General features: G+C 38.3%; 12 protein-coding genes and 1 tRNA gene. 4 read left to right on the forward strand and 9 right to left on the reverse strand.

The window, feature by feature from the left end; genetic code table 11:
• Positions 1 to 21: 21 nt before the first annotated feature.
• Together H3R21_RS04220 and H3R21_RS04225 are read left to right on the forward strand one after the other, a co-directional pair.
• The gene (locus tag H3R21_RS04220) at positions 22 to 627 is read left to right on the forward strand and encodes an SOS response-associated peptidase family protein (protein WP_198183243.1); all 606 of its coding nucleotides are present in this window, start codon (positions 22 to 24) and stop codon (positions 625 to 627) included.
• A gap of 94 nt (positions 628 to 721) precedes the next feature.
• Positions 722 to 792: transfer RNA gene (locus H3R21_RS04225), tRNA-Gly, on the forward strand.
• Between the two features lie 57 nt (positions 793 to 849).
• Here H3R21_RS04225 and H3R21_RS04230 read toward each other — a convergent pair.
• The 3 genes from H3R21_RS04230 to greA form a co-directional block, all read right to left on the reverse strand.
• Positions 850 to 1,512 carry a CPBP family intramembrane glutamic endopeptidase gene (locus H3R21_RS04230; protein ID WP_198183245.1) on the reverse strand — a complete coding sequence of 221 codons (663 nt, stop codon included), beginning with the start codon at positions 1,510 to 1,512 and terminating at the stop codon, positions 850 to 852.
• A gap of 108 nt (positions 1,513 to 1,620) precedes the next feature.
• Positions 1,621 to 2,937 carry a nucleotidyltransferase gene (locus H3R21_RS04235; RefSeq protein WP_198183247.1) on the reverse strand — a complete coding sequence of 439 codons (1,317 nt, stop codon included), beginning with the start codon at positions 2,935 to 2,937 and terminating at the stop codon, positions 1,621 to 1,623.
• A 76-nt stretch (positions 2,938 to 3,013) separates the two neighbouring features.
• Positions 3,014 to 3,475, reverse strand: a complete 462-nt coding sequence (greA, locus tag H3R21_RS04240) for a transcription elongation factor GreA (protein WP_046308155.1) — start codon at positions 3,473 to 3,475, stop codon at positions 3,014 to 3,016.
• Positions 3,476 to 3,699: 224 nt separating this feature from the next.
• Between greA and H3R21_RS04245 the strand changes: the two genes are divergently transcribed.
• Positions 3,700 to 4,122 carry an Hsp20/alpha crystallin family protein gene (locus H3R21_RS04245; RefSeq protein ID WP_046307732.1) on the forward strand — a complete coding sequence of 141 codons (423 nt, stop codon included), beginning with the start codon at positions 3,700 to 3,702 and terminating at the stop codon, positions 4,120 to 4,122.
• A gap of 145 nt (positions 4,123 to 4,267) precedes the next feature.
• Complete coding sequence (locus tag H3R21_RS04250; RefSeq protein ID WP_198183249.1) at positions 4,268 to 5,584, forward strand: C1 family peptidase; 1,317 nt, start codon at positions 4,268 to 4,270, stop codon at positions 5,582 to 5,584.
• Positions 5,585 to 5,646: 62 nt separating this feature from the next.
• On the opposite strand, the gene H3R21_RS04255 is transcribed toward H3R21_RS04250, so the two are convergent.
• From H3R21_RS04255 to H3R21_RS04280, 6 genes are all read right to left on the reverse strand, one after another.
• Complete coding sequence (locus tag H3R21_RS04255) at positions 5,647 to 6,585, reverse strand: nucleoside hydrolase (RefSeq protein ID WP_109715837.1); 939 nt, start codon at positions 6,583 to 6,585, stop codon at positions 5,647 to 5,649.
• A gap of 8 nt (positions 6,586 to 6,593) precedes the next feature.
• Positions 6,594 to 7,550, reverse strand: a complete 957-nt coding sequence (locus H3R21_RS04260; protein WP_046307737.1) for an ABC transporter permease — start codon at positions 7,548 to 7,550, stop codon at positions 6,594 to 6,596.
• The gene (locus H3R21_RS04265; protein WP_198183251.1) at positions 7,550 to 8,683 is read right to left on the reverse strand and encodes an ABC transporter permease; all 1,134 of its coding nucleotides are present in this window, start codon (positions 8,681 to 8,683) and stop codon (positions 7,550 to 7,552) included. The genes H3R21_RS04260 and H3R21_RS04265 overlap by 1 nt, the downstream gene beginning before the upstream one ends.
• Entirely contained in the window at positions 8,676 to 10,211 is a 1,536-nt protein-coding gene (locus H3R21_RS04270; RefSeq protein WP_198183253.1) for an ABC transporter ATP-binding protein, read from the reverse strand. The genes H3R21_RS04265 and H3R21_RS04270 overlap by 8 nt, the downstream gene beginning before the upstream one ends.
• Before the next feature lie 78 nt (positions 10,212 to 10,289).
• On the reverse strand, positions 10,290 to 11,360 hold the full coding sequence (locus H3R21_RS04275) for a BMP family protein (RefSeq protein ID WP_198183255.1): 1,071 nt from the start codon (positions 11,358 to 11,360) through the stop codon (positions 10,290 to 10,292).
• Positions 11,361 to 11,485: 125 nt separating this feature from the next.
• Positions 11,486 to 12,577, reverse strand: coding sequence for a BMP family protein (locus H3R21_RS04280; protein WP_046307744.1), 1,092 nt, complete (start codon positions 12,575 to 12,577; stop codon positions 11,486 to 11,488).
• Positions 12,578 to 12,669 lie beyond the last annotated feature (92 nt).

Raw genomic sequence — 12,669 nt, forward strand, 5'->3', positions numbered from 1 at the left:
TGATTAAACATGGAGGATAAAATGTGCAATCAATTTCAGCTGCCTACCTTAGCAGATATTAAAAAATACTTAGCAAATGACTTAAACCTACCATTAATTGAACCCGATAAGAACTTACCACAAAATCAGGCAGTTTTTCCAAAAGGGGCCGCTTCAGTGTTGCTATACCAAAATGATCAGCTTCAACTCCAGGCAAAAATTTGGGGTTACCCTAGTCCATTTGACCACCAAAAGGTGCTTTTTAACGCGCGCGTTGAACGGTTTTTTGAGCAAAAGAAGTCAATGTGGGATTCTTCCTTTGCTAAATATCGGTGCATCATTATTGCCAGCCAGTTTTTTGAATCCAGTCGTGAAACTTATGTTGCTTCTAACAACCATGAATATCATGAGCGCTATTATTTCCAAACTGCCAATGAACCATTAACGTTGATTGCAGGCATCTATCAAAAAGACCATTTTTCAATGGTTACCACACAACCGTCAGCAGAATATGCCAAAGTGCACGATCGGATGCCGCTAGTGATCAAACCTAGCGAATTGCGTCAGTGGCTCTTTCAGGACTTTTCATCCCTAGTTGATCGTAGTCACTTTCAGTTTACAAGTGCCAAGCTTCCTCAACGGCAGTAAGTATCTTTTTAAAATAACCTCAACTTCTTCATAAGCTAATTACCAAATCTGTGCTTGGTTTCAAAAAAGAAACATGGTAAACTATTTGAGTAATGCGGGTATAGTTTAATGGTAGAACGTTAGCTTCCCAAGCTGAAGATGCGGGTTCGATTCACGCTATCCGCTTAACAAGAAAAAGGCAACGATTAATCATCGTTGCCTTTTTGTTTTATGCTATTTTGCTTAAGTCATAATAATTAGAATTACGCTATTTAGGACCGCCAAGTAGATTGGCATCCAAATTGTCTGGGTATGCAGATACGACCATGCAAATATTGCGCCAAAAAGCGCATTAACTAGCAAAAGCGCAATTGAATCTTGCCAGTTTAGCAAACTAAACAAAACGCCTGAAACAATAATACCCAAAACTGCTGTCATTACTGTGTTTTTGCGAAAAGCGTAATTGAACAAGAACCCAGTAATCAAGAATTCCTGTAAAACTGGTATAACCACACCCAACGCCAATAAGAGAAACCAATAGGCTAAAGTCGATTCATGATGCAAATAAGCAATCTGAAAATGATACATTTTTAATTTTCCAGTTGATTGCAACCACGAAACAAAAATGCGTAAAACTGTTATAACAATTGTTGAAGCAATAATTAAGCCAAAGTTATTAAGCCAGGAACCAGAATAGCTTCTATCGAAAAAGCGTTGCTCACGATTAAACCGGTAAATGAAAAATAGCAACACCATCAAAGAAATGGTTATAAACAAAATCAAATCCCAGATGTGAATTGGTGAATTCATCGTAACCAGTTTGAACGCGCCGGCAACCATCAAATAACCAATTAAATAGAAAATATAGCGTATTAGGTTACCCTGTCTTGATGCTGGTGTATTCACTATCAATTACCCCTATCTCTTTGTGTACCCTACAAATTCCATATTATAGCAAAAAAAGACTACTTTATGAAACACCAGCACCATTTTTCAATTAAGAAAGACTAAGCACTAGTCGTAAGCATTACCGCCATTATGGCCACCAACTAAGCTACTACGCTTAATTGCGGTTGCACCATGAAGCAGGCTTGACGCCTTGACTAAGCTTGTAAAACCATATTTTTGTCTTATTTGATCAACTGTTTGATCAATTTTTTTCTTTTTAATCTGTTGACTTGGTTGCACAAAAAAGGTTAATTGTTGGTAATTATCGGGATGCAAGTCGCCACAACTCACGCCTAAGGCACGAACCCTTTCTCCATGCCAGTTTTTGCGAAAAAGGGCAAGCACTTCTGCTGCAATTGCATCATTATCATTAGTTGGACAAACTTTTTGCTGAACGTTAAAGCCTTTCCGTTTGCCCTTAAGCCGATATTTTGAAAAGTTCACCATTAAGCTAATGCATCCCGTCTGCACTCTATGTGATCTAATCCGAGCTGCCACTTGTTCACTAATTTCACGCAAGACAATCTCTATTTCACGCTGATCAGTATAATCTCTGGTCAAAATTTGCGAATTGCCATAGTTTTTCATTTTGGGAAAATAACGTTCTCTAATAATGCTTCGGTCAACACCCCAACTCATTGCAAATAACTGCTCGCCCATTACGCCAAACTCTTTTTTTAGAATTGCAGGATCTGAATGTGCTAGTTCATACATATTATTAATGTTAAGCCGGCGCAAATGCTTTGCTGTGCGTTTGCCAATGCCACAGACTTCTTCCATGTCTTTAATCTGCCAGATAGTATCTGGAACATCAATGTAGTGCCAATAGTCAATCATTGAGTGACGATGCTTAGCTGAGATATCCATTGATAATTTAGCCAATAAGGGATTTTCCCCTATTCCACATGTGGTATAGAAACCAAGTTTATTTTTTATCTCAAGCTGTATCTTACGTGCAACTAAATATGGATCATCGCCAAATAGATGCCACGATTTTGTCATGTCAATCATGCTTTCATCAATGGAATAGGGATGAATATCTTCATCAGCCGCAAATTGACGAAAGATTTCAAGTATCTGCGTACTGCGCTTAATATATAAGTTCATATGCGGAGGCACCAAAATTAAGTCAGGTGCCTCTTTTTTGTTAGGAACATCACGAACCCGCATTACATTATTTAGACCATATTTTGCCTTAGCTAAGGGCGAAGCAGCCATGATTAAGCCAGAACCGTAACTTTCCTCATCTTGCTGATGAGACGCAACTGCCAATACCGCCTTCATTGGATTAAGACCTAATTCAATTGCTTCGCAGCTAGCAAAAAACGATTTATTATCAATCATAAACACTACATTATGAGGTTCATAACGATAATCATACATTTTTCACCACTTCCACTCCGAACTCTTGTTTGTATTATAAATTATACAAACAAGAGTTTGGTTAAGCAAGAATTTTTTATTCGACTGCAAGAATTGTCACTTGGTATTCACCCGCAGGGGCTGCCACATTTACTACTGCGCCAGCTTCTTTTTTATTTATCGCCTGGCCCAAAGGTGAGTCAAAGGAAATTTTGCCTTCGGCAATATCAGCTTCCATTCGTCCAACGATCTGATACTTTTCTGTTTCTTCATCATCATCAAAACGAAGCGTTACTGTTTTACCTAAATCAACTTTGCCATCATCGTTCTTTTCAATTACTTCAGCATACTTCAATTGCTTTTCAAGGTAGCGCAAACGACTTTGCAGGTGCCCCAAGTCTCTCTTAGCCTCTGTATACTCGGTATTTTCCGATAAATCACCAAGTGATCGGGCCTCCTGCAAAATTTTGATTCGTCTTGGTCGGTCCTTTTTTAAACGAGCAATTTCCTCTTCAATTTTTTGGTAGCCTGTTGGCGTCATTTTCTGATAATAAACCAAAGTTTTATCTCCTTTTTTACTTTTTTATAAAAATTTTCCACAAGTTTTTTCCTTGATATATCAGCATTTTCCTTCGATTTTTAGCACTCGACGAAGAAAAGTGCTAAAAATTGTTCACTTTTCGAATAATGGTACTATAATATTAATTGTAAGGAAGAAATGAAAGTCTTCACTTACATATTTAACTAAATTGAAAACAAAAAATTGAAAGGAAGTTTTAAATTATGGCAAATGATATGATGAATCGTCGTAATGACTTATTTGATGCAATGAATGATTGGTTTGATCTTCCTAGAAAGTTTTTTGACGATACTAATGTTGCCAAATTAATGCAATCAGATGTAATTGAAAACGATAAAGAATATGTGATTAAAGTTGATATGCCAGGAATGGATAAGAGCAATATTAATCTAAGCTACAATAATGGTATTTTAAGCGTTTCAGGCTCAAGAAAATCATTTAAAGATATGTCCAAGGACAACAGCCTTATTCATCGTGAAAGAATCGATGGTCACATTTCTCGTAGCTTTAGATTACCAAATGTAGTTGCAAGTGAGATCAGTGCAAAGTATGATAATGGTGTATTGACTATTACTTTACCAAAACAAAGTTCTGATCAAAGTGATAATTCAATTCAAATTGATTAGCTTATTTATATTTTAATTGCAAGAAGTTCTAGATAAGTTGCCAATACAAATAATTCTCTAAAGTGGGTTCAGCTATTGAACCCACTTTTCTTTTAGATTAGAATAGAAAGTAATTTAAAATTAGATTAAAAAAGGAGAATTATCTATGGGACATCAAGTTACTGTCCAAGAACTAGAAAAGTTTACGGACAATTTTAATCAAAACCCTAAAAATCAAGTAGTTGCACGTGCAACCCAAAAAAGTGGTGTGTTAGCTGCTGCTTACAATGAACGTGTACAAGGTGAACTAACTCGTGTTTTCTCTACAGAATTAGACACAGAAAATGTTACTAATCAGCGTCAATCTGGTCGTTGCTGGGAATTCGCCACATTAAATATTTTGCGCCACAACTTTGGTAAAAAGCATAACTGTAAGAATTTTACTTTCTCACAAAGTTATAACTTCTTCTGGGACAAAATCGAGCGTGCAAACATTTTTTATGACAACATCTTGGATACAGCAGACAAGCCCCTCAACTCACGGACAGTTAGAGCTATTTTAGAAGGGGCCGGTCAAGATGGCGGTCATTTCCACATGGGGGCTGCTTTGATTGAAAAATATGGTGTTGTACCTTCCTATGCAATGCCGGAAAGTTTCAACGCTAATAATACCAGTGCCTTGGGTAAGGCTTTGGGTGACAAGTTGAAGAAAGACGCTTTGGTTTTGCGTAAATTAAAGCAAGAAGGAAAAGACGAAGAAGTCGAAAAAGCACGTGAACAATTTTTAGGCGAAGTTTACCAAATGACAGCAATTGCCGTTGGTGAACCACCAAAGAAATTCGATTTGGAATATCGTGATGACGATAAGAAATATCACTTAGATAAAGACTTAACTCCACTCGAATTTTTGCACAAGTACATGGGCGATGTTGACTTTGATGACTACGTTGTATTAACAAATGCACCTGATCATGAATACAACAAGCTCTACGGCTTACCATTCGCTGACAACGTTGAAGGTGTCTGCCGAATCAAGTTCCTAAACTTGCCGATGGAGTTTTTGGAAACTTACGCAGTTAACCAATTAAAAGACGGTGAAGCTGTTTGGTTTGGTAATGATGTTGGTATACAAAGTGACCGTAAGGCAGGTTACCTTGATAACAATCTATACAAATTCAACGAGTTGTTTGGCGTTAATTTAACAATGTCTAAGGCTGACAGATTGCGTACTGGTGCTGGTTCAGCTACTCACGCTATGACGCTAGTTGGTGTTGATGAAGATAACGGTCATATTCGTCAATGGAAAGTTGAAAACTCATGGGGCGAACAAAACGGGGACAAGGGCTTCTTCGTTATGAATAATGACTGGTTCAAGGACTACGTCTACGAAGTTGTCGTACACAAGAAGTACTTAACTTCTGAACAGCTTGCCTTGACAGAAGGCCCAATTACAGATCTTCCTGCTTGGGATTCAATCGCTTAAACTAAAAATAGGCAAAATAAAAGAGTGAAGTTCAAAATTATGAACTTCACTCTTTTTGTTTATTATTTTGCACGCATAAGTAATTCGTCAAACTTCTTGAAGAATAAATCTTTGTCTGCTTTAGTTACTAAAGTTATTTCACGGCCATTTGGATCTTCTTCCATTCGGCCAGCAGCAGTTCCCTTAGTAATAACTTTTACCTTACGTTTTTCTGCTGTTAAAACAACTTCAGGATAAAGTGCACTGATAACAGTTAAAATATCCCAAAAGTATAGTTGAGCTGTTTGAATTGGTGGATTAACCAGAAGACTATAAGCTTGACCAGCTAAATCAACAGCTGGATACTTGCGTAAACCTGCCCAGTGCATCTTCAATTCATTTGTTAGCGGTAGTTCTTCACTACTTTCTAGGCCAATGACTTCCATTGGAATATTTGAAGCTAGTACACGCTCAACAGCGTATGGATCCCAGAATGCATTCCATTCTTGTGTGCCATCTGCATTAACTTGAACAACATTTCCGTGACCATCAAGAGAGCCACCCATCCAATAAAGTTTTTCAATTTTTGATTCAATTTCAGGCGCAGCATCTAGGGCACGAGCCAAGTCAGTCAATGGACCTGTCATAACAACAGTTACAGGCGCAGTAGCATTTTCGAGCTTAGTGACCATGTCTAAGTGAGCAGGTTGGTCTGCTTCCTTGGTAACCATTTTTCCTGATTCATTTAAAATTGGTAATGAATTGAAAGAGTACGATGCTGTCCGCCAAGCTTCAGGAAACTGGTTAACAGCACGTGAATTTGACTTAGCAACTTCTAGTTTATCACCGCGTGTATTAAAACGATCGGTTAACTTACGGCAGACCTCAACTGATGGGTCAACATAACCGTCGGCATCGATTGCACCAACACCAAGCAACTTAATTTCTGGTGCTTGTAAAAACAATAGGTATGATACTAAATCATCGATATTACCATCGTGATTGAAATAGAATTCTTTCATTTTTCTCCTTATTTCGACTTAATATAATTTTGACCATCAGCAGCTGGTGCAACTGACTTACCAAAGAACAGAACTAGGATCACAATCGTGATTACATATGGTGCAATCTGCATGTAAACGGATGGAATATGGTTGAAAAATGGTAATTGATTACCAATAATACTGATACTCTGAGCAAAACCAAAGAACAGTGATGCAAGCATCGCACCAATTGGGTTCCATTTACCAAAAATCATTGCTGCTAAAGCCATGAATCCTTGACCTACAATGGTCGAAATTGAAAAGTTACCGGAAATTGCTTGAGCAAAAACAGCACCACCAATTCCGCCTAAAAAGCCAGAAATCAGAACACCAGCATAGCGCATCCCATAGACATTAACACCCATGGTGTCGGCTGCTTGTGGGTTTTCACCACAAGCACGTAAACGCAAACCAAAGCGCGTTTTATACAATACCCACCAAAGGATAATTGAAACGATAATTGCTACCCAAGCAGGAGCAGAAGTGTTTTTAAATAAAATTGGTCCAATGACTGGAATATCAGCAAGACCAGGAAAACTAAAGTAACCAAAGCTTTGAGTGATATTTTCAGTTTGTCCTTTATCATAAATTGCTTTTACTAAAAAGACGCCTAATGGGGGTGCCATTAAGTTAAGCACAGTACCACTGATTACGTGATCAGCGTGGAAATTAATCGTTGCTACGGCATGCAATAATGAAAATAGCAAGCCAACAACGCCGCCAACTAATAAACCTAACCATGGTGTCAATTTACCAAAAGTTGAAGCAAAGGTCAGATTGAAAACAACTGAAGAAAAAGCACCCATCGTCATGATACCTTCAAGACCGACGTTAGTAATACCAGAGTTTTCACTATAAACTCCGCCTAGGGCTGTAAAAACTAGTGGCGTAGAGTAAACAAAAGTTGACGAAACCAATAAAGATAATATTCCAACTAAATTCATTACCTTTGTCCTCCTTCAGTTGATGTTGTATTTGCAGGGCTAGTGCCGTCCGTCTTTTGTTCAGACTCTTCAACTGATACTTTACGAGCCTTAAATAAAAGTCCAATGACATATTGAATTGCCACAAAGAAAATAATTGCCGCAATTACAATCGAAACTATTTCATAAGGAATACCAGCTATTGTTTGCATTCCTAGGCCACCGATTTTCAAAATTGAGAACAAAATGGCTGCCAGCAAGATACCAATTGCAGTTCCGCCACCAAGTAGCGCAACAGACAAACCATCCCAACCAATGTCCAAACTAGTAGTCTGGGTAAAGTAGTTTTGGTAGGTTCCAAGTCCCTGAACAACACCACCTAAGCCAGCAAAACCACCTGAAAGAAGCATTGAGTAGATAATATTCTTTTTCGTTGACATTCCGGCATAGCGACTCGCATATGGATTAGCACCAACTGAGCGAATCTCAAAACCAGTCGTTGTCTTTTTCATTAAGTACCAGTAAATGAAAACACCAATTAAGGCTAAGAAAATACCTGCGTTAATTCTAGAATCGCCAAACATTGAACTTAACCAATCAATTTTCAAACTACCGTTAGCAGTAATTGTCTTAGTTGTGTCGGTATCAATTCTCAATTTGCTAGACATAACTTGTTGCATCAAGTACTGGCAGGAATAGAGCACAATGTAGTTCAGCATGATAGTAGTAATAACTTCATTTGTTCCAAATTGTGCACGCAGCCAACCGGCAACACCAGCTACAGCAGCACCAGCAAGGGCACCGGCAATAACTGCTAATGGCAGTAAGATAACTTTTGGCATGTTTGGATTAGCAAGTACGATCCAGATTGAGGTTAACCAACCGGCTTGTGCCTGACCAGGCAAACCAATATTAAAGAAGCCGGCACTTGAAGCAATGGCAAAACCAATTGCAGTAAAAATAAGCGGCGTCGCTTCACGGATTGTTTCACCAATTCCATTCATGTTGCCTAAAGCACTAGAGAACATTGATGAATATGCTTCAAACGGATTATAGCTCCAGATCAACATAATCAATGCACCAACTAGAAAACCAGCAAAAATAGAAATTAGTGGTACTAAGATTTTTTTCGTTTTTGGTGTTACTTTAAGCAAGAGCGTTGCCTTCTTTCTTAATGCCAGTCATTAACAAGCCTAATTCTTCATCGCTTGTTTCTTCCGGCTTAACTTCACCAGAAATGTCGCCATCATGAAGAACAATAATTCGATCAGACAATTGCATAATTTCATCTAATTCATAAGAAATTAGCAAAATTGCTTTTCCTTTTGCACGTTCAAGCAAGAGTTGCTGGTGGATATATTCGATTGCACCAACATCAAGGCCACGAGTAGGCTGAAAGGCAATAATCAAATCACCGTCGAGATCTAATTCACGTGCAATAATTACCTTTTGTTGATTACCACCGGATAAGTCACTTACTGGCAAACTGCTACCAGTCGTTCTAATATCGAACTTTTTAATCAACTCATCGGCATGTTGATGAATTAAATCGTAGTGCATTACATGGTGGCTTGAATACGGTTGATGATAATAATTCTGTAACGCCAGATTATCCGAGATTGAAAATGGCAAAATTAAACCATATTTTTGCCGATCAGAAGGAATGTACGAAACACCCTTTTCGGTGATTTTTCGTACCTTTTGATTGGTCATATCTTCATCATTAATGCTTATCTTGCCAGAATCAACATGTTGCATTCCCGTCAAAGCTCGTACTAATTCGTCTTGTCCGTTGCCGTCAATCCCGGCAACACCCAAAATTTCACCAGCACGCAGGTTAAATGACAAGCCCTTTAATGCTAGAATACCTTGCTTGTTCTTAACCTTAAGGTCACTAACTTTAAGTGTAGTTTTCCCTACTTCAGCACTAGGCTTGTCCAGCTTCATGTTAACGTGACGGCCGACCATTAATTCAGCCAAGCGGTTATTAGTTACATCGCTAACATCAAAAGTACCAACACTCTTACCTGCACGGATAACCGTAACCCGATCTGCAGCACGCTTGATTTCTTCAAGCTTATGCGTAATCAGAATGATTGACTTACCTTCTTTAGCTAGCTCTTTAATAATTTGAATAAATTCCGTAATTTCTTGCGGGGTCAAAACAGCAGTTGGTTCATCAAAAATCATGATATCAGCACCACGGTAGAGCACCTTAAGGATTTCTACTCGTTGTTGCTGCGCAACTGTAATTTCACTAACCTTCTTTTTGGAATCAATGTTCAAATTATAGCGTTGCGACAACTCCTCAATCTGTTGTTGCGCCTTTTTAAAATCTAGCTTTGGTCCCTTAGTAGTTTCATGACCTAAAATAATATTTTCTAAAACCGTGAATGATTCCATCAACATAAAGTGTTGGTGAACCATTCCAATTCCCAAGTTCTTGGCAACAGTCGGATTTTTAATTTCAACTTCTTGACCACGAACATCAATTTCACCAGAAGTTGGCATTAGCAAACCAGACAAAATACTCATCAAGGTTGACTTGCCAGCACCATTTTCACCAAGAAGAGCTAGGATTTCTCCTTTGCGCAAAGTTAGATTAATGTCATTGTTTGCTTTAAAGCCATTAAAATCTTTGACAATATGCTTCATCTCGATTACATTCGTCGTATTTTCCATTTTGCTTATATTTCTTTCTATAAAAAACTCTTTGTATATTAAAACACAAAGAGTTTCCTATTACTTGATTATTTGCGATTAATCTCCGGCTACAGTAATTTTACCAGCTAAGATATCAGCCCTAGATTTCTGAACTGCACTCCAAGCTTTTGGTGATAAATTACCCTTTGTAACTGAAACGCCGTTACCCTTTAAAGAATAAACAAGGTGCTTGCCACCAGGGAACTTGCCCTTAACTGCATCATCTGCTAAAGATTTAGTGGCAACATCCAAGCCCTTTAAAACAGAAGTTAAGGTAAAGTTGTCTTTCTTGCCATCTTTGTCTTTATACTGTCCCATGTTTTCTTGGTCAACGTCGACACCAACTACCCAAACTTTTTGACTAGCAGCATGTGCTTGGTTGTGAGCTTTGGCTTCTTGGAAAACACCGTTACCAGCTGAACCAGCAGCTTGGAAGATAATATCGCACTTGTTTGCGTACATCGATTGTGCCATTGATTTCGCTTTATCTGTCGAAGTAAAGTTACCAACATATTGTGCATCAACTGTTATCTTCTTGTGCATTGCCTTAGCGGCATCTGCAACACCTTGTTTAAAGCCATTTTCAAAGCTTTCAATAATGGTTGACTTAGCCCCACCAACAAAACCGACCTTGTTAGTTTTAGTTGAGTAAGCAGCAGCTACACCACCAAGGTATGACGCTTGGTTACTCTTAAAAGTTACCGAAGCAACATTCTTTTGTCCGGTGATTACATCATCGACAATTACAAAATTCTTCTTTGGATTTTTCTTAGCAGCTTCACTAACCGAATCTTTTAATAAGTAGCCAATACCAAAAATAGTTTTGTAGCCTGATTTAGCCGCTTGGTTAAAGTTAGGCGTATAGTCTGTTGCGCTGTTTGACTGGAAGTATTGATAGCCACTTCCCTTTTTAAGACCTTGTTCTTTACCATAAGCTTTAAAGCCTTCCCAGGCAGCTTGATTGAAAGATTGGTCGTTTACGCCGTTGCTATCAGTAATTAAGGCGATGCTATTCTTTTTACTTTCACCGGTTGAATTCTGTTTCTTTCCAGAACAACCACTCATTAATAAAGTAATTGAAGCAGCCACAGTTCCTAATGACAAAAGTCTCGCAAGTTTTTTACCCATTGTTAGTTTTTATCCTCCACAAAAATACGAACTTTTCATCTATTACTTTATTATAAAATACGTAAAAAGACAAGATGAATCTATTCGACTTTGCATATAAAAACTTTTGTTATTCTAAAATCGAACTATTTTGAAGGGTGAATTGGAACTTTGATTTCACCGTCAATAATTTGTTGACGTGCGTCACGTGAGTATTTCCAAGCCTTGTCTTCGATATGGCCGCGTGTAATGGAAACACCGTTTGTCTTCAAACCGTAAACTAATTCTTTACCGCCAGGGAACTTACCGTTATATGCACGGTTTGCAATATCGTGAGTAGCAACATTAACACCAGTGATTACTGAAGTTAATACAAAGTTGTCTTTCTTGCCATCCTTACTCTTGTAATTACCTAAATATGATTGGTCAACATCAACACCGATAACCCAAACCTTCTTATCAGCAGGACGGTTTTGGTTGATTGCTTTGGCTTCTTGGAAAAGACCATTACCAGCTAAACCAGAAGCGTGGAAGATAATGTCAGCTTTTTTAGCGTACATTGATTGTGCGATAGCTTTTTCCTTGTCAGCACTTGTAAAGTTACCAACATATTGATTTAGAAGTGTAACCTTCTTATTTAACTTCTTAGCTTGATCGTTAACACCTTTAGTAAAACCTGCGTCAAACAAATCAATAATGTTACCGTGAGCTCCACCGATGAAACCAATGACACCTGTCTTAGTTTGAGTTGCTGCTGCAACACCGGCTAAGTATGAAGCTTGCTCACTCTTGAAGTTAGCTGAAGCAACGTTCTTTTGACCTTTGATTACTTCATCAACGATAACAAAGTTCTTCTTAGGGTCCTTTTTAGCTGCTGCACTAACAGCATCTTTCAGACTATAACCAATACCAAAAATTGTTTGGTATCCTGCTTTGCTAGCTTGGTCAAAGTTTGGTTCAAAGTCAGCTGCACTACTCGATTGGAAGTACTGATAGCCGTTCTTACCACGCTTTAAGTTATGGTCTTTACCGTATGCCTTAAAGCCACGCCAAGCGGATTGGTTAAATGAATTATCATTAACACCCGCAGTATCAGTAATCAACGCGATTGAGTGCTTTGCGCTATCAGTTGAGTTACCACTTCCACCCTGCTTTTTACCGGAACATGCAGTAAGTGCAACACCAGCCGCAAATGTTACGGTAGCAAAGGATAGGATTTTCTTGATTTTAGTCTTCATAGTTATGTATGACCCCCATATAATTTCTAGTATTAGAATATCAATATTTAGTATTCACGTCAAAGTCATAATACAACATAGAGTGTTGATGT

The sequence above is a fragment of the Lactobacillus sp. W8172 genome, from assembly GCF_016102055.1.
GTDB lineage: Bacteria > Bacillota > Bacilli > Lactobacillales > Lactobacillaceae > Lactobacillus > Lactobacillus apis_A.